This is a genomic window from Erwinia sp. V90_4 (genome assembly GCF_029967685.1).
In the GTDB taxonomy this organism is placed as follows: domain Bacteria; phylum Pseudomonadota; class Gammaproteobacteria; order Enterobacterales; family Enterobacteriaceae; genus Erwinia; species Erwinia aphidicola.
This window is the reverse complement of the sequence record NZ_JASCAQ010000052.1, coordinates 20,940-41,803: the sequence shown is the minus strand read 5'-3', so window position 1 is coordinate 41,803 and position 20,864 is coordinate 20,940. Positions and strand designations below refer to the sequence as shown.

Genomic DNA, 20,864 nt, shown 5'->3' with positions numbered 1-20,864 from the left:
ATTCCTGCCATTCGTAAAAAAGAGTACAGAGAAACGTTTTAGCAGGTGTGGTGGCTGAAGCCAACAGCCATCAAGGGAAAACGGCGAAAAAGGCCTGACCACTCGCTAGACCAAAAGTTCGCAATTAACAAGAAATGTTGAAAACTGTAATAAATCTTTAATGGAGAAAGGGTAAAAAGTCCGTGCTTTCAGCAGAGCCTTCGGGCCACTTAAAAATTTTACTCTTTCGGGATTGATTGAAAATGATGAAGAAAAGCGCACTGGCAATCTTAACCGCGGCTCTGGCTCTGTCCACCGCTGCACAAGCCGCAGAAGTCTATAACAAAGACGGCAATAAGCTGGATTTCTACGGCAAAGTTAAAGCAATGCGTTATATGAGCGATGCGGATACTAACGCCAGCAACAATGCTGACAAGTCTTACACCCGTATCGGCTTCAAAGGTCAGACCCAGATTAACGACCAGCTGACCGGCTATGGCCAGTGGGAATATAACTTCAGCCTGAGCAACTCCGAAGGGGGTTCTGACGCACAGTCTGGCAACAAAACCCGTCTGGGCTTTGCCGGTCTGAAACTGAAGGATTACGGCTCAATCGACTACGGCCGTAACTACGGCGTGATCTACGACGTTGAAGCCTTCACCGATATGATGCCAGAGTTCGGCGCAACGGCTTATACCCGCGCTGACACCTACATGCTGACCCGTGGTAACGGCATGCTGACCTACCGTAATAATGACTTCTTCGGTCTGGTTGATGGTCTGAAGTTTGCCTTACAGTATCAGGGCAAAAACGACGCATCCTCTACCCGTAATGCCAACGTCTCTAACGGCGACGGCTATGGCGCATCACTGTCGTACAGAATTATTGAAGGTCTGACCGTCAACGGGGCAGTCTCTTCTTCTAACCGTCTTATCCAGACGCAGAAAGAGTCAACTTACGGTGCAGGTGAGAAAGCGGAAGCCTGGGCAACCGGGGTGAAATATGACAACAACGGGGTTTATCTGGCCGGTACTTACGCTGAAACGCGTAACATGAATCCCATTAACAGCGGCGCCACCTTCACGCAGAACGGCACCACCACGGCAGTTTCTGGCTACGTGAACAAACTGCAGAACATTGAGTTGGTTGCGCAGTATCAGTTTGATTTCGGCCTGCGCCCGTCACTGGCCTACGTGCAGACCAAAGGCAAAGATATGGAAAACGGGATTGGCGATGCTGACCTGTACAAATTTGTTGATATCGGCGCCACCTACTACTTCAACAAAAACATGTCGACCTTCGTAGATTACAAAGTCAACCTGCTGAACGACGACAACAAACTCGGTCTCAACACCGACGATATCGTTGCTGTCGGCGTGATGTATCAGTTCTAACGCTGTCAACACTGTGACAACGCCACTGCCACAGTGAGCCTTACCCCTCGTTATGTGTCTATAAAAAAGGCTGGAGTTATCCAGCCTTTTCTTTTATTTCAGATTTTACGCGGTGAGCTTCACCGGTTCGTCGGCGAAATCTGCCGCCGGAACCAGCCCTAACTTCAGCTCTGCCAGCTGGGCTTTCAAACGTTCGTGGAAATTACGCAACGTCTCTTCGAGCCGGGCATTATTATCCTTACCTTTCACCGTCGATGGCTTCCAGTTGCCTTCTTTATCGAACAGGCCAAAGTGATACTCATAGGTAAAATGGTCAGACTGAGCTTCAAGCTCCATCCACCAGCCCCAGAACTCACGTAGCTCGGGTGCGGGTTTCACATTGACGCAAACTGCCAGACAGTCAAAGAAGAAACGGTCACCCTCACATTTTCCTTCTCTGATATAAGGACCTAAAGAGTGAAAGCGCTTAATCAGCTTACTCCTCGGGTGCCCACTCGGTAACGTCATCGCTTAACCTCCTTCATTGGGCCTATAGTTGTAGCGCAAAACCATGAATTATGGCAACTCATGCGCGTAAACGCTCCGATATCCAGTCGCAAATATCGCGAACTGCCTTATCGAAGTTGCCCATCGCCGGGGTGGGATTGATTTTTAACAGCCGCCCGGCGCTGGAAGAGCTGACGATTAAGCGCGACTCCTCTTCCGGGCTGAAAGGATCGTGCGGCCAGTAACCGGACAGCATGGGCACCGGGCAGCGGCGTCCCAGCAGTCCCTGAATTTTTAGCGAGAAGCGGCTCAGTTCAGTGCGCAGAGCGCTGTCCGAGGTGCTCGACATGCCAAGGCGGCTGGCGAGCATATCCATATACATCTCCGGCACGCGGTCCTGTAGGTTAGTGTCGCTCAGCAGGCTATGCACCACCGGCCCCAGGCAGGCCACGGCGCGCAGGTGCTGGCTTTCCAGATACGCCAGCCGCACCGCGACGTTGGCGCCGAAGCGAAAGCCAAATGCCGCCACGCGCGTATGATCGACCCACGGCACGGTATTCAGCTGGCGCAGCACCTGCTGATGCAGGAAGCTGGAGTCCTGCGTCAGCTTCCATTTCGCGGAGAACCCGACCGACGGCATATCCAGCGTCAGCATCGCAATGCCGCGCGGCGCCAGGTAGTCATGGAACAGGCGATAATGGTCGCTCTGCAGCGCGTCGAGGCTGCCGCACATGATGACCGTAGGATACGGCGCTTTCACATCGGCAGGCATATGCAGGAAGCCGATCACCGGGCTACCGCCGGGAATGGCAAACTCCAGCTCTTTCAGCTCGCCAGACAAGCGGTTGGTGGCTTCTTCATAGGCACGGCTGGCCAGCAGCTGCGCCTGCTCCGCCAGCTCATCCTCTTTAAGATGCGGGTAAGCCGCCACGCTGTAGAGGTTGGCGGCATGCAGCCAGTGTTGACCTGCCTGCGCATCGTCGCTGCACTCGCTGGCTTTCTGCTGCCACTGTGCGCCCTGCTTCGACCACTCGTAAATCCAGTTGCCGCCGCGATAGCCAATCACCGTATCCAGCAGTTTGTCATCGGTATGCTCCACGTTGCTGGCGGCAATGCGCGCCAGCACTTCGCTAATCTCCTGCGGAGAGATGCCGCGCCAGCTCCACAGCAGGCGGTTAATCATGCGATACCAGCCAGCATGATTCTCCCCGTCCAGCGCGGAGTGAATACTTAGCGGATTATGGTGGGCGAGACGGCGCACCAGCGATGAAGTTTCCGGGTGCTTGAAGCGCGGCTTGAACAGTTCTTCGCTGAGATTTTTCGGCGACATAACAGGGAGGTCCTCCGGCGTGCTAGTAGTGTTTTAGTCTACCGTAGGCCGGGGATTGACGCGAAGAGTAAAAACAGATGCGCCCGGCATAACCGGGCGCACTTTGATCTCACGCAGCTCTGAGAAAGCCAGCGTGGAGGGATCAGCCTTTAACCAGCGGTGGAAGATAAACCACGCCCATGTCCCAGGGCTGCTCAATCCAGGTGTTCTGCGGGATGTCGATAATGTAGTCGTCAACCAGTGGACGACCGGCAGGCTTGGCGAAAATCGTCACGAAGTGCGCTTTCGGGTACATATCGCGGATCGCCTGGGCAGTGCCGCCAGTGTCGACCAGGTCATCAATCACAATAAAGCCTTCGCCATCGCCTTCGGCACGCTTCAGCACTTTCATTTCGCGCTGATTATCGTGGTCATAACTGGAGATGCAAACGGTATCCACATGGCGGATGCACAGCTCGCGCGCCAGCAGCGCAGCAGGCACCAGGCCACCACGGCTCACGGCGATAATGCCTTTCCACTGTTCAGCAGGCAGCAGGCGCTGGGCAAGTTTACGGGCATGGATTTGCAGCATGTCCCAGGTGACGACGTATTTTTCACTCATAAAAGAATCCCGACCAGTAAACCTGGCTTAAAAATTGTGCAATGGGAGCGGTTGCGCGAAATTATAGTGATCTGAGGCGCTAAAAACCAGCACCAGTGGCCCTCCAGACCCTTTTTTCCTGGGGCGAAAGAAGCATGAGGCGATAATCGGTGATATTCTTTTGCCATCGCGCCGGATCCGCTGGCGGGAATCGTCTAACCGATATCACTGCATGCCCCCTGCCAGCGCGGCAGGTCGGTGATGCTGACACAGGAGAGTTATCGTGTCTGAATTGTCTCAATTATCCCCGCAGCCGCTGTGGGATATTTTTGCCAAAATCTGCTCCATTCCGCATCCTTCCTATCATGAAGAGCAGCTGGCTGCCCATATCATATCGTGGGCGAGCGAGCAGGGTCTGTGGAACGAACGTGACCAGGTTGGCAACATCCTGATCCGCAAACCAGCAACCCCAGGTTATGAGAACCGCCAGCCGGTGGCGTTGCAGGCGCACCTTGACATGGTGCCGCAGAAAAATAACGACACGGTACATGACTTCACTAAAGATCCGATTCAGCCATGGGTCGATGGTGAGTGGGTGAAAGCGCGCGGCACCACGCTGGGCGCGGATAACGGCATCGGCATGGCGTCTGCGCTGGCCGTGCTGGCCGATAACAGCCTGCAGCATGGACCGCTGGAAGTGCTGCTGACCATGACCGAAGAGACCGGCATGGCCGGTGCATTCGGCCTCAAGGCTGGCTGGCTGCAGGCCGATATTCTGATCAACACCGACTCCGAAGAGGAAGGTGAGATCTATATGGGCTGCGCCGGCGGTATCGACTTTACCAGCACCCTGCCTCTGAGCCGTGAAGCTATCCCTTCAGGTTTCCAGACGCTGAAGCTCACCCTGAAAGGTCTGAAAGGCGGCCACTCCGGCTGTGATATTCACGTCGGTCTGGGTAATGCCAACAAATTGCTGGCGCGCTTCCTGTTTACTCACGCCAGGGATCTCGACCTGCGGCTGGTGGACTTCACCGGCGGCACGCTGCGTAACGCCATCCCGCGTGAAGCTTTTGCCACCCTGGCCGTTGCGCCGGAGCAGGTCGACAAGCTGAAATCGCTGGCGGCGGGCTACCTGCTGACGCTGCAAAACGAGCTGAGCCTGAAAGAGAAAAATATCACCATCGTGACGGAAGACGTTGCCAGCACCGGGCAGGCGTTAAACGCCAGCAGCCGCGATGCCTTTATTGCCCTGCTGAACGCCACGCCGAACGGGGTGATCCGCAACTCTGACGTGATGAAAGGCGTGGTGGAAACCTCGCTGAACGTCGGCGTGGTGAGCTTTGACGGTAATGAAGCGAAAATCAACTGCCTGATCCGCTCGCTGATCGACAGCGGCAAGGATTACGTGGTGGAAATGCTGACGGCGCTCGGCGAACTGGCCGGTGCCAAAACGCTGGCGAAAGGCAGCTACCCTGGCTGGCAGCCGGATGCCACCTCACCAGTGATGGCGCTGGTGCGTGAAACCTATGAAAAGCTGTTTGATAAAACGCCGAATATTCAGGTGATCCACGCGGGCCTGGAGTGCGGGCTGTTTAAAGAGCCGTACCCGCAGATGGATATGGTGTCGATTGGGCCAACCATTACCGGGCCACACTCGCCGGATGAGCAGGTACATATTAAGAGCGTTGGCCTGTACTGGCAGCTGCTGACCGCGTTACTGCAGGCGATTCCGGTTAAATAACCCGGCGCATCGGGCGGACCGAAAAAGAGGGTCCGCCCCTACTGTAGGGGCCGATCATTTTTTTCGATCGGCCCGTGTTTTTAAGGCCGATCATTTTTTTCGATCGGCCCGTGTTTCTTTTTACAACCCCAGCAACAGCTGCCGCTCAATCTGCGGATCCAGCATGGTGACATGCAGCCCCACCAGCCTGACTCCGCGCCCGCCGCGCCGTTCATCCCAGCTTTTGCGCGCTATCGCAATCAAATCGGCTTTATTCAGTACCGGCCAGACGTGCTCCTGGGTGGTCAGCTGGAAATCATTGAACTTCAGCTTGACGCCCTGGCGAGCAATCTGCCGATCCGGGCGAATATTGCTCAAGCGCCTTTCCAGCTCGTCGTATAAGCGGTCGATAATCTCCAGGCAGTCTTCCCAGTCGTGGATGTCCTGCGACAGCGTGCGCTCCACGCCGAGGGATTTACGCTGGCGCTCGGTGACCACTTCGCGCTCGTCAATACCGTTGCAGCGCTCCCACAGTACGCGCCCGAACTTACCGAATCGCTTCAAAAGCAGCGCCAGATCGGTTTTTTGCACGTCGCCGCAGGTCGTCAGCCCCAGCTCCTCCAGCTTGCGCGCGGTGACTTTCCCCACGCCTGGGATCTTTGCCAGCGGCAGCGTCAGCAGGAACGGCGCCATTTCATCGGGGGTGATGACAAACTGGCCGTTGGGCTTGTTTAAATCGGAGGCGATTTTAGCCAGAAACTTGACCGGCGCCACGCCTGCCGAAGCGGTGAGATTAAGCTCCTGCTGAATAGTATCGCGGATCTGCCGGGCGATCAGGGTGGCGGAGCCGTGGCAGTGCACACTGTCGGAGACATCGAGATAGGCTTCATCCAGCGACAGCGGCTCAATCAGCGGGGTAAAACGTGAGAAGATGTCGCGAATATGCGCGCTGGCTTCTTTATAAGCTTCATAGCGGCCGGGGATCACCGTCAGGTGCGGGCAGAGCTTCAGCGCCATCGCGGTGGACATCGCGCTGTGTACGCCATATTTACGTGCCGGGTAGTTCGCGGTGCTGATCACGCCGCGCTGTTTTTCGCTGCCGCCAATGGCGATGGGAATGTCGCGCAGGGACGGATTATCGCGCATTTCCACTGCGGCGAAAAAGCAGTCCATATCCACGTGAATAATTTTACGCATAACCCCCTCCAACGATACTGGATAAGTATACAGTCAATTTTGCAGAGTTCAATGCAGCGCATAAACGTCGGTCATTACTAAATTGCCGCTTTTTATCCTTCACTATCTTGCTAAAAAAATAGACAATGCTAATGTGACGCAGCGATAGTGGATTCGTCCTATATTGTCAGTTAACAGACGCCTTCCGGCGTTGCTTTCCACCCCTACTTTTCAAGGGAAACAGAATGGGCAAAATCGCACTGCTGTTTGCGATGATTTTTCTGCCAGCCGTTGTCTTCGCCAGCGTACCCGATGCGGTTACCCCTCTGGCGCCGGTAAGCAAAGAGTTAAAGAAACAATTACTCGGCACCCCCGTGTATCTGCAAATTTTCAAAGAAGAGCGCACGCTTGAGCTTTACGGCAAGATCGGCAACGAATATCGCCTGCTCAACAGTTATCGCATCTGTAATTTCTCCGGCGGCCTTGGGCCAAAACGCGTGCAGGGTGATTTCAAAAGCCCGGAAGGTTTCTACAGCGTGGGGCTCTCCCAGCTGAAGCCTGATAGCCGCTTCTACCGGGCAATTAACGTCGGTTTCCCGAACGAGTACGATCGTCAGCAGGGTTATCAGGGGAAATATCTGATGATCCACGGCAACTGCGTGTCGATTGGCTGCTATGCCATGACCGATGCCTATATGGATGAGATTTATCACTATGTGGAAGCCGCGCTGCGCAATGGCCAGCCGCGTGTTGAGGTGAGCATCTATCCATTCCGCATGACGGAAAGTAATATGCAGCGCCACCGCTACTCAACCTATTACAATTTCTGGAAACAGCTACAGCCGGGATATGCGCAGTTCGTGCAGACGAAGCAGCCGCCGTTTGTCAGCGTCAGCGATGGCAAATATGTGTTGAGCCGCCCAATGTCGAACGGCACAACGGCACCTGACTCAGCGCTCGCGCTCACCCAGGCAAAATAACGCCCACTCGCCTGGCGCAATCTTGTGCCAGGTTTCATTCGCCGTTAGCGGCTGGGTGGCGACCACGGTGACCACATCGTTCGGTGTGGTCTGCTTCTGAAAATCAATCTCCACATCCTGATCCAGCAGCTTGGCTTTGCCAAACGGCGCGCGCCGGGTGATCCAGAACAGATTGGTCGAGCAGAACGCCATCAGATAGCGCCCGTCCGACAGCAGCATATTAAATACCCCCTTCCCACGCAGTTCACCCGCCAGTTCGGCGATATAGCGGAATACCGCCGGCCAGTTGCCGGGCGTGCGCGGATAGCGCGTGGTCAGCTTGTGCAGTAGCCAGCAGAACGCCAGTTCACTGTCGGTTTCCCCAATCGGACGATGGGGGCCGGTATCGAGGTTTTTATACCCCTTCAGCTGCCCGTTGTGGGCATAGGTCCAGTTGCGGCCCCACAGCTCACGGGTAAACGGATGGGTGTTTTCCAGCGACACTTCCCCGCGGTTGGCCTGGCGAATATGCGCCACTACCGAACAGGATTTTATCGGGTACTCCTGCACCAGGCGCGCAATCGGCGACTGGAAGCTGGGCTGTGGATCTTTAAATGTGCGGCAGCCCTTTCCTTCATAAAAGGTAATGCCCCAGCCATCTTTATGCGGACCCGTTCCCCCCCCGCGCTGCACCAGCCCGGTAAAGCTAAAACAGATGTCCGTCGGGACATTGGCGCTCATCCCGAGCAGTTCGCACATAGAATTACCTCAGTGAAAATTAGAAGCAGATCCAATCCCCTCACTATTTCGCGCTGCAGGCAGGCGGCAAGCAAGCGAATCCCCGGAAGCTTACATCAGTAAGTAACCGGGGTTCGCGAGAGCAGCCCACCACTGGCGGCGTGAAAGATAACGAGGATTATTTGACCATCTCTTTTTCGATCAGCAGCATCAGGATATGAATCACCTTAATGTGGATCTCCTGAATGCGGTCGGCATAGCCAAAGTGCGGTACGCGGATTTCTACGTCGGCCACGCCGTCCATTTTACCGCCATCTTTACCGGTCAGGGTGATCACTTTCATCCCCTGCGCACGCGCCGCTTCAACCGCTTTGATGATGTTGGCCGAGTTACCGGAAGTGGAGATCCCCAGCAGTACATCCCCCGCGCGCCCTACCGCTTCAACATAGCGCGAGAAGACAAAATCGTAGCCAAAATCGTTGCTGACGCAGGAGAGGTGGCTGACATCTGAAATGGCGATCGCCGGGTAGCCCGGACGGTTTTCGCGATAGCGGCCGGTCAGCTCTTCGGCGAAGTGCATCGCGTCACAGTGGGAACCGCCGTTACCGCAGGAGAGCACTTTCCCGCCCGCTTTGAATGAGTCAGCCAGTAAAACCGCCGCACGCTGAATCGACTCGATATTTGCATCTTCGCTTAGAAATTTATTCAGCGTGTCTGCCGCTTCGTTCAGCTCGGCGCGAATGAGGTCCTGGTACATAGGGGATGTCCTTTTTAGGAAAGAGTTACCGCCGGAGTTTATCAAGTTGCCCGTTAAGCGGGAAGCGATCTCCCCGACAGCCTGGGGGATTAACGCTTTGTGCCGCCGCTTTGTGAGCCAGGTTGTAATTATTATGTAAACAGATTGCGGCCGCAGTGATGATAATCTAAACATATAACCAACAGGTCGGACCTCTTACTACTTACGGAGCACACGTTATGATGGTTCTCAGCATTGTGGCGACGATCGTACTGATCGGCGCGCTATTTTATCACCGCGTCAACCTGCTGGCAGGTAGCGCTATCCTGCTGATATGGACCGCAGCTCTCGGTTTTTCCGGGCTGTGGGGCCTGTGGCTGCTGCTGCCGCTGGCGCTTATCCTGCTGCCGTTCAATCTCCTGCCGATGCGCCGTGCGCTGTTTAGCAAACCGACGCTAAAAACCTTCCAGAAAGTGATGCCGCCAATGTCACGCACGGAGAAAGAAGCCATCGACGCCGGGACCACCTGGTGGGAAGGCGATCTGTTCCGCGGCGCGCCGGACTGGAAAAAACTGCATAACTATCCGCAACCTAAGCTGACGGCGGAAGAGCAGGCATTTATCGATGGCCCGGTGGAAGAAGCCTGCCGCATGGCGAATGATTTCCAGATCACTCACGAAATGGCCGATCTGCCGCCGGAGCTGTGGGCTTACCTGAAGCAGCACCGCTTCTTCGCGATGATCATCAAGAAAGAGTACGGCGGGCTGGAGTTCTCGGCTTACGCTCAGGCACGGGTGCTGCAAAAGCTGGCCGGGGTTTCCGGTATCCTGGCGATTACCGTCGGCGTGCCAAACTCTCTTGGCCCAGGCGAGCTGCTGCAGCACTACGGCACCGAACAGCAGAAAGATCACTATCTGCCACGCCTGGCACGCGGTCAGGAGATCCCCTGCTTTGCCCTGACCAGCCCGGAAGCGGGTTCTGATGCCGGTGCTATCCCGGACGTTGGCGTAGTGTGCATGGGTGACTGGCAGGGTCAACAGGTGCTGGGTATGCGCCTGACCTGGAATAAACGCTATATCACCCTCGCACCGATCGCCACCGTGCTCGGCCTGGCGTTTAAACTCTCGGATCCGGATCGCCTGCTGGGGGATACGGTTGAACTGGGTATCACCTGTGCGCTGATCCCAACCCAGACGCCAGGCGTCGAAATTGGCCAGCGCCACTTCCCGCTTAACGTGCCGTTCCAGAACGGCCCGACGCGCGGTCAGGATATCTTTGTCCCCATCGACTTTATTATCGGCGGGCCATCAATGGCGGGTCAGGGCTGGCGCATGCTGGTTGAGTGCCTGTCCGTCGGGCGCGGTATCACCCTGCCGTCGAACTCCACCGGCAGCCTGAAAAGCATTGCGATGGCGATTGGGGCTTACTCCCATATTCGCCGTCAGTTCCGCCTGCCGATTGGCAAGATGGAAGGGATTGAAGAGCCGCTGGCGCGCATTGCCGGTAATGCTTACGTGATGGATGCCGCTGCCTCATTGATCACCAGCGGGATTATGCTCGGCGAAAAACCGGCGGTGCTGTCGGCCATCGTGAAATATCACTGTACCCACCGCGGCCAGCGGGCAATCGTCGATGCGATGGATATTGCTGGCGGTAAAGGCATTATGCTCGGTAACAGCAACTTCCTCGCCCGCGCTTATCAGGGCGCACCGATTGCCATTACCGTGGAAGGCGCCAACATTCTGACCCGCAGCATGATTATCTTCGGCCAGGGGGCGATTCGCTGCCATCCTTACGTGCTGGACGAGATGGCTGCGGCGCAGAGCAACAACGTGGTGGCCTTTGATAAGGCGCTGTTCAGCCATATCGGCCACGTCGGCAGCAACAAAATGCGCAGCTTCTGGCTGGGCCTGACCGGCGGCCTGACCAGCGCCACGCCAACCCGTGACGCTACGCGCCGCTACTATCAGCATCTTAACCGCATCAGCGCCAACCTCGCCCTGCTGTCGGATGTGTCGATGTCGGTGCTGGGCGGTAGCCTGAAACGCCGCGAACGTATCTCGGCGCGCCTGGGCGATGTGCTGAGCCAGCTTTATCTGGCCTCTGCCGCGCTGAAACGCTATGAGGATGAGGGCCGTAACGAAGCCGATCTGCCGCTGCTGCACTGGGGCGTGCAGGATGCACTGAATCAGGCAGAAGGGGCGATTGACGACCTGCTGCGTAACTTCCCTAACCGCCTGGTGGCCGGACTGATGCGCGTGGTGGTGTTCCCGACCGGGCGCCACTGCCGGGCGCCGTCGGACCGTCTCGATCACCAGCTGGCACGCATTCTGCAAATTCCTTCCGCCACCCGCAGCCGCCTCGGTCGCGGTCAGTATCTGACGCCGAGCGAACATAATCCGGCAGGCCAGCTGGAAGAGGCGCTGCAGCATGTGATGGCGGCGGAAGTTATCCATGACCGCCTGTGTAAACAGCAGAAAAAACACCTCTCCTTTACCCGCCTTGATGCACTGGCGGCCGAAGGATTAGAGAAAGGATGGGTGACTCAGGAGGAGGCCGACGTGCTGATCCGCGCCGAAGCCAGCCGCCTGCGTTCGATTAACGTCGATGAGTTTGCTGCCGATGCGCTGGCGACCCAGCCGGTGAAAGAGGAGCAGCCGCAGCGAAAGATTGAAGCGGCGTAATTAAACGGGGCGACCATCTGGTCGCCCCGTTTATTTGCATTACCCGTTCTGGCGAATGCGCGCAATCAGCGCATCAATATCCGCCACGTGGTCAGCCAGCAGGATCAGGCTACGGCCCAGCGTGATCGCCTGACGCACGCACTCGACGCGCATCCCTTCATCGCTAATCTGCTTAATATCCGCCACCTGCGACATGCCGACGGTACGGCGGATCACTTCGGTGCCACAGTAGCCAATGGTGTCACGCCACACTTTATCGAGGAACGCCTGCGCATACCCCGGGACGGCCAGCGCGCGGTCACGGCTCTTCTCCGCCGCCAGCGCCAGGAAGCGCCCGGCAAAGCTCAGCCACACTTCACGCACGTCTTTCAGCCGATTTTCACGCGCAGCGGCCGCTTCACGCGGGGCCAGCAGGCCAGGGGCCGCGCAGTAGCTGATAAGCAGATTGCCCAGCGCGCTGCCGATATCAAAGCCCATCGGGCCGTAGAAGCCGAACTCGGCATCAATCACCTTGAGGCGCCCTTCTGCCACGAAGATCGAACCACTGTGCACATCCCCGTGCAGCAGCGCTTCGGCATGGCAGTAAAAGCGGTGCTTCAGCCCACCCACCGCCACGCGCAGCTCGGCATCATCACGCAGCGCCTGTGCCAGCGGCTCCAGCGCGCGCGGATAGGCGTTGCGCTCGTGCACTTCATACGGTTCGTTGAAGAACAGCTCTTCGGTGATGTCGCACAGCTCCGGATTAGTGAAGCGCACCACGTCAGCTTTTTTCTGGTAAGGATGCTGAAAGAAATCGGAAGTGTGGAACAGCGTCTGCGCGAGGTATTCGCCCAGCTGCCCTGCCGCCTGCGGATACTCCACGCCTTTGACCAGCTCGCCGCGCCAGATGGCATGATCGGAGAGATCTTCCATCACCATCACCGCCAGCTCGGCATCGTAATGCAGAATATTCACCGTGTGCAGCGGGCAGAATTTGCCGTGTTCGATCAGCACTTCCGCTTCCAGCCGCGCGCGGTCAAGGGTTAAAGGCCAGGACTCGCCGACGCAGCGCACGTAAGGCAGCGCCTGCTTGACGATGACGCGGCTGATGCCATTCGTATCGAAAATCTTAAATACCAGATTAAGATTCCCATCGCCCACTTCCAGCGAATCAACCAGACTGTTGGGATTATCCACGCCGCCGAACTGGCGAGCATATTCCACGGCATCCGCTGCGGTGAACGTTCGATATTGCGACATTGACCTGACCCTCAAAATAAGACACGTTTCGTTGTAATAAGCCGTTCAGACGTCTATACATCCGTTATGCATGTTGGCACAATATGACGCATTAAAGCAACCAGGATTTAACCATGCAGACACTCAGCACCACCAGCTTACAGGTTCGTGATAATCAGCTCTGGATCCTTGACCAGCAGGCTCTGCCGCAGCAAAAGATCTGGTGCCCAACGCCGGACGTTGCCACGCTGGTTGGCCATATCAAAGCGCTGCGCGTGCGCGGTGCGCCGCTGATTGGCCTGTCGGCCAGCCTGCTGCTGGCGCTGCTGGCGGAAAACGGCATGGCGCAGGCCGAGCTGGCAACCTCACTGGAGGTCCTGCGGGCTGCGCGCCCGACGGCGGTTAACCTGATGAACAACCTCGACCGCATGAAGCTGGCGCTGGCACAGCCTGATTTTGTCAGCGCGCTGAGTGCGGAGGCGCTTCGCCTGGTGGAAGAGGATAAAGCGCTGTGTGACAGCATTGCCCTCGCGGGGAGTGCGCTGATTACTCCCGGCAGCCGCCTGCTGACCCACTGCAACACCGGCGGCCTGGCGACAGCAGGCGTTGGCACCGCGCTGGGCGTGATTGCCCGCGGCTGGCAGCAGGGGCTGGTGAGCTGCGTCTGGGTGGATGAAACCCGCCCACTGCTGCAGGGTGGCCGCCTGACGGCGTGGGAACTGGGCGAGCTGGGCGTGCCCTATCATCTGATCTGCGATTCCATGGCGGCCAGCCTGATGGCGCAGAACAGAGTTGATGCCATCTGGGTTGGCGCGGACCGCATTGCCGCCAATGGGGACGTAGCGAACAAGATTGGCACCTACAGCCTCGCCGTGCTGGCCCACTATCACAACGTGCCGTTTTACGTTGCCGCACCGCACACCACGCTGGATCGCGAATGCCCGGACGGCTCTGCCATTCCTATTGAGCAGCGCGCCGCCAGTGAAGTGACCGGCGTGGCGGGCAGTTTTGGCGAGGTGCAGTGGGCGCCGGAAAATGCGCAGGTGTATAACCCGGCGTTTGACGTGACGCCAGCGTCATTGATCAGCGGTTGGGTGCTGGATACCGGGGTGGTAACACCTGAAGATGTGAAAGCGGGCGTGTTTCAGCCACGCGGTTGAATAATGGCACGGATCGACCGGAAAAAAGGTCTTCATTGCAATACTGCAAATCATCAACACGGGTCGACCGGAAAAAAGGTCGACCCCTACGGTTTTGTAGGGGCGGACCCTCTTTTTCGGTCCGCCCGCAGCAGTTACGGGGCAGCCCGCATCAATCACCCGTATTAAGGTAAGCGCGGATAGGCATCTGCAATATTGTCACCGGTGAACTTCGCGATCCAACCTTCCTGATTATCAAAAATTCGGATCGCGGTAAAGTTCGGCGACGATCCCATATCAAACCAGTGCGGCGTGCCTGCGGGGACGGAGATCAGATCGTTCTTCTCGCACAGGATCTGGTAGATATGCCCGTCGAGATGCAGGCAGAACAGCCCCGCGCCCTCGACAAAGAAACGCACTTCATCTTCACCGTGAGTGTGCTCAGAGAGAAACTTGCTGCGCAGCACCTCTTTCTGCGGATTATCCGCGCGCATGCTGATCACATCCCAGCTCTGATAGCCCTTCTCTGCCACCAGCCGATCGATCGCGTGCTGATACGCCTCGATCACCGTATCGGCATCCGGGTTTTCACCCAGATCGCGGTCGGCTTCCCAGCGCTCAAAGCGTACCGCTTTGGCATTGAGCTTTTGCGCAATCTCTGCCGCCTCAGTGCTGTGCCAGACCGGGGTGGTGGCTTCGGTTTCGGTAAAAATAGTCAGTGCGCTCATGAGTTTTACAGTTCCTGGTTAATCTGATCAAAACCGGCGACCTGACGATGACGGCTCTCGCTGTCATGTGCGCCGCGTATTAACTGCACGGTATTCCAGCCCGCTTCCTGTGCGGCATCCAGCTCCTGATGAATATCGGATAAAAACAGCAATTCCTGCGGCGGCAGCCCGATCTGGCTGGCGATATTGCGGTACGACTGTACCTCGCGCTTGGCGCCGACGTGGGTATCGAAATAGCCGCTGAACAGTCCAGTGATATCACCCGCGTCGCTGTAGCCAAATAACAATTTCTGCGCTGCTACGGAGCCGGATGAATAAACATACAGCGCGATACCCTGCTGCTGCCAGCGTTTTAAGGCGGGCAATACATCGTCATACAGATGGCCGGTAAAGCTGCCGTTCTCATAGCCGGCACGCCAGATCATGCCCTGCAACGCTTTCAGCGCGGTGGATTTACGATCCTGATCCATAAAACCGAACAGCACTTCCACCAGCTCTTCGCTGCTGGCCTGTGGCCGATCCACTTCGGCACGCAGATCGTCAAGCGCCTGCGCCACGGCTGGCTGATGCTGGTTCGCGGCGATAAAGCCGGGCAGGTTTTCACGCGCGAAGGGGAATAACACGTTGTGCACAAAGCGAATATCGCTGGTGGTGCCTTCAATATCAGTGATGATGGCGCGGATCATGTTCTCTCCAGTACGCGGCGTTGTAATTCACACTGGAACAAAAACTCCAGCCCTTCAAGATGTCGACGCGCTTCATTCACGTCTTTGCCCCAGCAGGTCAGCCCGTGGCCACGCAGCAGGAAACCGTAGCGCAGCGGCGTGGTGGCGGCGAACTGCTGAATGCGCTGCGCCAGCCCGTCGATATCCTGATCGTTGTCGAACAGGGCAATCGGCACGCAGTCGAGGTGCGAACTCTGCCCGGCGAGGGTTTTCTGCATCTCGTAGCCCTGCAGCGCCAGCGCCGCGCCTTTCTCCACGCGCGACAGCACGGTGGAGTTCACCGTATGCGTATGCAGCACCGCGCCTGCCTGCGGGAACAGGCGGTAAATTAAGGTATGCAGCCCGGTTTCCGCCGAGGGTTTACGCCCGGATGGCACGCGATTAGTGGCGATCTCCACCTGGATAAAGTCGTCGCGCGTCAGGCTGCCTTTGTCTTTGCCCGACTCACTCAGCAGGCAGTGCTGCGCATCCTGGCGCACTGACATATTGCCCCCGGTGGCGGGCGCCCAGCCGCGCGCGCCAATCCAGTGACAGGCAGCAACTAATTGATCTAACTGAGAGGTTTGCGTCATCTCTTTCCTTAGTGTGAAAGATGATAAGGATGGTTATAGACGTCTAAGCGTCTTGATTGCCAAATACTATCACCGTGCTTTAACAAAATGAAGTAAGAATTGTTTAACTCTGAACGGCAAGATAATAGTTAAAATTATTGGTTTGCTATTCCATCTAAAGAAGTAAAAACGACGGCCATCTATTTAATTGCAATTTGTGCTTTACATTATTGATTTAGGCACGAGTACACTTAAAAAGCATTCTAAGGAGGGGTAATGTTATTAAACTAATTACGCTATTCTGGAGGAAAAAATGCATAACTTAAAAACAGGATTTTATGGGGAGATTCTTAGTGACTCTGCATTAAACTATGGCACACAGCTTCCTCTGGAAGATCCGCGAAAAAATGAAATAATAAAAATAACAGGCAATTCACTTACGGAAAAAATAATTGCGTTATCTTCAGATTTAAAAAAAGACTTTTCAGATCTTCATTGCAATAGCACTGATAGCTTAGAAATAATTTGTCAAAAATGCATGAATTTCCTCAACCACAGAGATTTACAATTCAACTCCAGAGAAAAATTCAGGAATTATTCTCAATGGAAAGAATCAATAAAAGAATGCATATTAAATAACCAAAAAATAAAAATTATCATACCTATTATTCTGTAACATTGGAAACCCAATGAAACGCTTTCAAATCACACATATTACGTATGCTGAAAAAGTTACATTACACCATCTTAAAAAGATAGCCGATGAGGGTTCCTTAATTTATCCGGGAGGGTTTTTCTTTGAGATTATCGCCGATGCTAATTTTTATAGCACTCCATTTATGAATAGTGTAATTGAGACTGAAAACTATATTAATGAACTATCAGAATATGCTAAAGAACAGTCAATGGAAAATAGACTTAGAGTCATAGACATAATGGACATACTTAAGAAGAAAAACGACGATTTCACCGCCAGATTTCATTACTGACTAGAGATAACTGAAAAAGAAGAACAGACTCATTTATCTCAGTGGGAAAAAAGTATGCTCAGCAGCATTAATCTCCGCTACATCTCAGAGTATGAAATACTTAAAGAAATATTTTCCAGTGAGACTGGCAACCATAAAAACATGGCATTAAAAAAAGCTAAAGAAGCTTTAATAATTTACAGATCCCTTAAGAATGCTGCGGCAGATATATCATGGGAAAGCCTTTTAGGAAACAACAGCATAAGGGCCACAATACATACCAAAGACATTCCTGTACTTGGGTTGAGGATTTACCCTGAATACAAAAAAAATTCCAGGCTTCTCCCTTATCATGGCATAGGCTATTTTTACTTAAAAAACAATAAATACAAAATGAAAATTATGACGGAAATGGAGGCTGTATTAATACCTGGCGTCATAAAAATAGAAGATGAAAATGGAATAACCCAAGGTTATATCAGTGAGGCCATAAGTGAAAAATATAAATCGGAATAGCTCAACCTTCATTTCTCTTTATGCACCATTTTTAAACTTTGGTGCAGGCATAGTTGTCGATTTGTATGCCCCTTCGCTTCCTATAATAGCAAAACAGTTTATGGTGACTGAAACTGTCGTCCAATACACGATAGTCTCATCAATAATTGGCTATTCTATTGGGCAATTATTCTTTGGTATTCTCTCTGACTGGAAAGGTCGGAAACTTTCATTAATAGTCGGTATGGTAATTTTTACTCTATCCAGCATGCTCTCCTTTTACAGCACATCTATTGAACAGCTAATTTTGTTAAGATGTGTTCAGGGATTTTCTACTGGAGTGTGTCAGGTTATAGGAAGAGCAATTATATCCGATGAACTCAGTGATGAAAAGTTCAACAAATCTGTAGTTTCACTGAGTATTTCCTTTGCACTAGGATTAATAGCAGGCCCATACATTGGCGCTACCATACAAAATCACTTAGGTTGGCGTTACAGTTTTTTACTGTATTCAGCATATGGGCTGATAGCTTTATTTCTTTCCATATTTCTTAAGGAGAGCATAAATATAAAAGATCGTTTGCCACCATCAAAAGCACTTTACAATATTGCAACAATTTTAAAAAACAATAAAAGCCAAACGAGCATAATTCAACTTGGTTGTTGTTTTTTTGGCTTCACCTTCTGGAGTCAAACGGGAGCTATCTACTTACTCAATAATTATCACGGAAACATACAACTTTTTGCTAAAACAACACTGGCAACAGGATTAAGCTATTTAATTGGCAGCATACTAAACAGAACGATACTATCAAAAATGTCACTGGAAAAAAAAATCAACACAGGCATTATACTGTATTTAATTGGTTCAGTTACTCTGGTTTTATCAGTTTACTGCAAGGGATTGTTAATAGTCCTGATTGGTTTAAATATCATCAACCTGTCTCAGGGAATCTCCTTTCCTAATGTTCTAGCTCGTGCGATAAAGGCCTTTAAAAACATGGCAGGCATCTCTGCCAGTCTTCAGGGATGCGGTATGTTACTTATTGGATTCATGGGGCTATGGGTGTCCAGTCAGTTTAATTATCTAAATGGATTAGAATTATCAATACCTTATTTTGCGTTTTTTGGTTTGATGACGTTATTGCAAATAAGAAACTCCGCTTCAAAAAAAGATACGCCTTGAGGTGTGATTCCGCATTGTATAATGCGAGCAAAAATACGTTTTCTTATTAATAACCATATAATTAAACAATTTAAGGCTGATATGCGCATCGTGATACAGTGGTAGGTACACAAAGCACCTACTTTAAAACCGCACTGTAAGGGTTGAGATCCATGAGCCAGACGTCGTTCACCCCAGAGAGCAAGCTGCCCGCGCTGGGCACCACTATATTCACGCAGATGAGCGCGCTGGCGCAGCAGCACAACGCCATTAATCTGTCGCAGGGATTCCCCGATTTTGACGGCCCGCAATATCTGCAGCAGCGCCTGGCCCACCACGTCAGCCAGGGGGCAAACCAGTATGCGCCAATGACTGGCGTTGCCCCGCTGCGCGAGGCGATTGCGAAAAAAACCGCCGAGCTGTACGGCTACCAGCCAGATGCCAATAGCGAAATTACCGTCACCTCCGGCGCGACCGAAGCTCTGTTTGCTGCAATTACCGCGCTGGTGCGCCCGGGCGATGAAGTGATCTGTTTTGACCCAAGCTACGACAGTTATGCCCCGGCAGTGACGCTGGCAGGCGGCGTAATGAAGCGCATTGCGCTGCAGCCGCCGGGCTTTCGCGTTGACTGGGCGCAGTTCACGGCCCTGCTGTCGGATAAAACCCGGCTGGTGATCCTCAACACGCCGCACAACCCGTCGGCCACCGTCTGGCAGCAAGCGGATTTTGCCGCGCTGTGGCAGGCGATTGCGCAGCGGGAAATCTACGTGCTGAGCGATGAAGTGTACGAGCATATCTGTTTTGATCAGCACGGCCATGCCAGCGTGCTGGCGCATCCGCAGCTGCGCGAGCGGGCGATTGCGGTCTCCTCATTTGGCAAAACCTTCCATATGACCGGCTGGAAAGTCGGCTACTGCGTGGCTCCGGCGGCGTTAAGTGCGGAAGTGCGCAAGGTGCATCAGTATCTGACCTTTTCGGTGAACACCCCGGCACAGCTGGCGATTGCCGATATGCTGGAGCAGGAGCCGCAGCACTACCGCGAGCTGTCGGCATTCTACCGCGCGCGTCGCGATCGCTTCGTGCAGGCGCTGGCGAATAGCCGCTTTGAGATCCTGCCGTGCGAGGGCACCTACTTCCTGCTGGCAGACTACAGCGCTATCTCCGATCTCGACGATGTGGCATTCTGCCAGTGGCTGACAAAAGAAGTGGGCGTTGCGGCAATTCCCCTGTCGGTATTCTGCGCCGACGCCTTCCCCCATAAACTGATCCGCCTGTGCTTCGCTAAACAGGAAGCCACGCTGGATGCTGCTGCGGAGCGCCTGTGTCAACTTTGAAAATTACCGTACTTCAGCAACCGCTGGAGTGGATGGACGGCGCAGCCAACCTGCGCTTTTTCGACGAACTACTGGCCGGAATCGACGGCCGTGACCTGATTATCCTGCCGGAGATGTTCACCACCGGTTTTGCGATGGAGGCAGCGAAAAGCTCGCTGCCGGAAGCGCAGGTGGTGAGCTGGCTGCAGGCCAAAGCCAAAGCGGCCCACGCGATGGTGGCGGGCAGCGCCGCACTGCAGACGGAAAAAGGCGCGGTTAACCGCTTTTTACTGGTCGAGCCAAACGGTACGGTGCATCACTACGACAAGCGCCATCTGTTCCGCATGGCGGGCGAGCACCAGCACTACCTGGCAGGCGAGCGGCGTGAAGTTATCGAGTGGCGCGGCTGGCGCATTCTGCCACAGGTGTGTTACGACCTGCGCTTCCCGGTCTTCTCGCGTAATCAGAACGATTATGACCTGGCGCTCTACGTCGCTAACTGGCCGGCACCGCGCGCGCTGCACTGGCAGACGCTGTTGCAGGCGCGGGCGATTGAGAATCAGGCGTATGTTGCCGGCTGTAACCGCGTCGGCACGGACGGCAACGGCCATCAGTACAGCGGCGACAGCCGGATTATCAGCCCGCTGGGTGAGATACTCGCTGCCGGTGAACCGCATCAGCCAGCGCGGCTCGATGCCGATCTGTCGCTGGAGAACGTGCGCGAATACCGTGAGAAGTTCCCGGCATGGCGCGATGCGGACAGTTTTAGTTTCTAATTTC

21 protein-coding genes are annotated in these 20,864 nt (G+C 54.5%); 11 read left to right on the top strand and 10 right to left on the bottom strand.

Annotated elements, in window-relative coordinates:
• Positions 1 to 242 precede the first annotated feature (242 nt).
• Positions 243 to 1,373, top strand: a complete 1,131-nt coding sequence (locus tag QLG07_RS13395; protein WP_062820975.1) for a porin — start codon at positions 243 to 245, stop codon at positions 1,371 to 1,373.
• 105 nt (positions 1,374 to 1,478) lie between these two features.
• On the opposite strand, the gene crl is transcribed toward QLG07_RS13395, so the two are convergent.
• From crl to gpt, 3 genes are all read right to left on the bottom strand, one after another.
• Positions 1,479 to 1,880 carry a sigma factor-binding protein Crl gene (crl, locus tag QLG07_RS13390; RefSeq protein ID WP_048917039.1) on the bottom strand — a complete coding sequence of 134 codons (402 nt, stop codon included), beginning with the start codon at positions 1,878 to 1,880 and terminating at the stop codon, positions 1,479 to 1,481.
• Between the two features lie 58 nt (positions 1,881 to 1,938).
• Complete coding sequence (gene frsA / locus QLG07_RS13385) at positions 1,939 to 3,189, bottom strand: esterase FrsA (RefSeq protein WP_099753613.1); 1,251 nt, start codon at positions 3,187 to 3,189, stop codon at positions 1,939 to 1,941.
• 142 nt (positions 3,190 to 3,331) lie between these two features.
• Complete coding sequence (gene gpt, locus QLG07_RS13380) at positions 3,332 to 3,790, bottom strand: xanthine phosphoribosyltransferase (RefSeq protein ID WP_048917041.1); 459 nt, start codon at positions 3,788 to 3,790, stop codon at positions 3,332 to 3,334.
• Between the two features lie 262 nt (positions 3,791 to 4,052).
• On the opposite strand from gpt, the gene pepD reads away from it, so the two are divergent.
• Positions 4,053 to 5,510 (top strand): beta-Ala-His dipeptidase, encoded by a 1,458-nt coding sequence (gene pepD, locus QLG07_RS13375; RefSeq protein ID WP_048917042.1) that lies wholly within the window; start codon positions 4,053 to 4,055, stop codon positions 5,508 to 5,510.
• A gap of 120 nt (positions 5,511 to 5,630) precedes the next feature.
• Here the strand turns inward: pepD and dinB are convergent, their stop codons facing one another.
• Positions 5,631 to 6,686 (bottom strand): DNA polymerase IV, encoded by a 1,056-nt coding sequence (gene dinB / locus QLG07_RS13370; protein WP_282469421.1) that lies wholly within the window; start codon positions 6,684 to 6,686, stop codon positions 5,631 to 5,633.
• Positions 6,687 to 6,910: 224 nt separating this feature from the next.
• On the opposite strand from dinB, the gene dpaA reads away from it, so the two are divergent.
• Complete coding sequence (gene dpaA / locus QLG07_RS13365) at positions 6,911 to 7,645, top strand: peptidoglycan meso-diaminopimelic acid protein amidase (RefSeq protein ID WP_048917044.1); 735 nt, start codon at positions 6,911 to 6,913, stop codon at positions 7,643 to 7,645.
• Here dpaA and QLG07_RS13360 read toward each other — a convergent pair.
• On the bottom strand, positions 7,616 to 8,383 hold the full coding sequence (locus tag QLG07_RS13360; protein WP_099753614.1) for a class II glutamine amidotransferase: 768 nt from the start codon (positions 8,381 to 8,383) through the stop codon (positions 7,616 to 7,618). The genes dpaA and QLG07_RS13360 overlap by 30 nt on opposite strands.
• 157 nt (positions 8,384 to 8,540) lie before the next feature.
• Entirely contained in the window at positions 8,541 to 9,119 is a 579-nt protein-coding gene (gene lpcA / locus QLG07_RS13355) for a D-sedoheptulose 7-phosphate isomerase (RefSeq protein ID WP_048917046.1), read from the bottom strand.
• A 218-nt stretch (positions 9,120 to 9,337) separates the two neighbouring features.
• Between lpcA and fadE the strand changes: the two genes are divergently transcribed.
• A complete protein-coding gene (fadE, locus tag QLG07_RS13350) occupies positions 9,338 to 11,782 on the top strand; it encodes an acyl-CoA dehydrogenase FadE (protein WP_282469420.1) in 2,445 nt (814 codons plus the stop codon).
• Positions 11,783 to 11,821: 39 nt separating this feature from the next.
• Here the strand turns inward: fadE and mtnK are convergent, their stop codons facing one another.
• Positions 11,822 to 13,021: an S-methyl-5-thioribose kinase gene (mtnK, locus tag QLG07_RS13345; protein ID WP_133624347.1), complete on the bottom strand. Its 1,200-nt coding sequence runs from the start codon at positions 13,019 to 13,021 to the stop codon at positions 11,822 to 11,824.
• Positions 13,022 to 13,134: 113 nt separating this feature from the next.
• On the opposite strand from mtnK, the gene mtnA reads away from it, so the two are divergent.
• Positions 13,135 to 14,160, top strand: coding sequence for an S-methyl-5-thioribose-1-phosphate isomerase (mtnA, locus tag QLG07_RS13340; protein WP_282469419.1), 1,026 nt, complete (start codon positions 13,135 to 13,137; stop codon positions 14,158 to 14,160).
• Positions 14,161 to 14,324: 164 nt separating this feature from the next.
• On the opposite strand, the gene QLG07_RS13335 is transcribed toward mtnA, so the two are convergent.
• From QLG07_RS13335 to QLG07_RS13325, 3 genes are read right to left on the bottom strand one after another with little or no spacing between them, the layout of a single operon-like run.
• Entirely contained in the window at positions 14,325 to 14,867 is a 543-nt protein-coding gene (locus QLG07_RS13335) for an acireductone dioxygenase (RefSeq protein ID WP_048917050.1), read from the bottom strand.
• 5 nt (positions 14,868 to 14,872) lie between these two features.
• Positions 14,873 to 15,553 carry an acireductone synthase gene (gene mtnC, locus QLG07_RS13330; protein WP_133624350.1) on the bottom strand — a complete coding sequence of 227 codons (681 nt, stop codon included), beginning with the start codon at positions 15,551 to 15,553 and terminating at the stop codon, positions 14,873 to 14,875.
• Complete coding sequence (locus QLG07_RS13325; protein ID WP_282469418.1) at positions 15,550 to 16,164, bottom strand: methylthioribulose 1-phosphate dehydratase; 615 nt, start codon at positions 16,162 to 16,164, stop codon at positions 15,550 to 15,552. The genes mtnC and QLG07_RS13325 overlap by 4 nt, the downstream gene beginning before the upstream one ends.
• A gap of 292 nt (positions 16,165 to 16,456) precedes the next feature.
• Here QLG07_RS13325 and QLG07_RS13320 point away from each other — a divergent pair, with 292 nt between their 5' ends.
• The 6 genes from QLG07_RS13320 to QLG07_RS13295 all read left to right on the top strand — a co-directional run bounded on the left by QLG07_RS13320 (position 16,457) and on the right by QLG07_RS13295 (position 20,860).
• Positions 16,457 to 16,819: a hypothetical protein gene (locus tag QLG07_RS13320; RefSeq protein WP_282469417.1), complete on the top strand. Its 363-nt coding sequence runs from the start codon at positions 16,457 to 16,459 to the stop codon at positions 16,817 to 16,819.
• A gap of 13 nt (positions 16,820 to 16,832) precedes the next feature.
• Positions 16,833 to 17,132: an L-tyrosine/L-tryptophan isonitrile synthase family protein gene (locus QLG07_RS13315; RefSeq protein ID WP_282469416.1), complete on the top strand. Its 300-nt coding sequence runs from the start codon at positions 16,833 to 16,835 to the stop codon at positions 17,130 to 17,132.
• A 54-nt stretch (positions 17,133 to 17,186) separates the two neighbouring features.
• Positions 17,187 to 17,627 (top strand): hypothetical protein, encoded by a 441-nt coding sequence (locus QLG07_RS13310; RefSeq protein WP_282469415.1) that lies wholly within the window; start codon positions 17,187 to 17,189, stop codon positions 17,625 to 17,627.
• Positions 17,605 to 18,792 (top strand): MFS transporter, encoded by a 1,188-nt coding sequence (locus QLG07_RS13305; RefSeq protein ID WP_282469414.1) that lies wholly within the window; start codon positions 17,605 to 17,607, stop codon positions 18,790 to 18,792. The genes QLG07_RS13310 and QLG07_RS13305 overlap by 23 nt, the downstream gene beginning before the upstream one ends.
• 152 nt (positions 18,793 to 18,944) lie before the next feature.
• The gene (locus tag QLG07_RS13300) at positions 18,945 to 20,105 is read left to right on the top strand and encodes a pyridoxal phosphate-dependent aminotransferase (RefSeq protein ID WP_048917053.1); all 1,161 of its coding nucleotides are present in this window, start codon (positions 18,945 to 18,947) and stop codon (positions 20,103 to 20,105) included.
• Positions 20,093 to 20,860: an amidohydrolase gene (locus tag QLG07_RS13295; protein ID WP_187498993.1), complete on the top strand. Its 768-nt coding sequence runs from the start codon at positions 20,093 to 20,095 to the stop codon at positions 20,858 to 20,860. Before QLG07_RS13300 ends, QLG07_RS13295 begins: the two co-directional genes overlap by 13 nt.
• Positions 20,861 to 20,864: the final 4 nt, after the last annotated feature.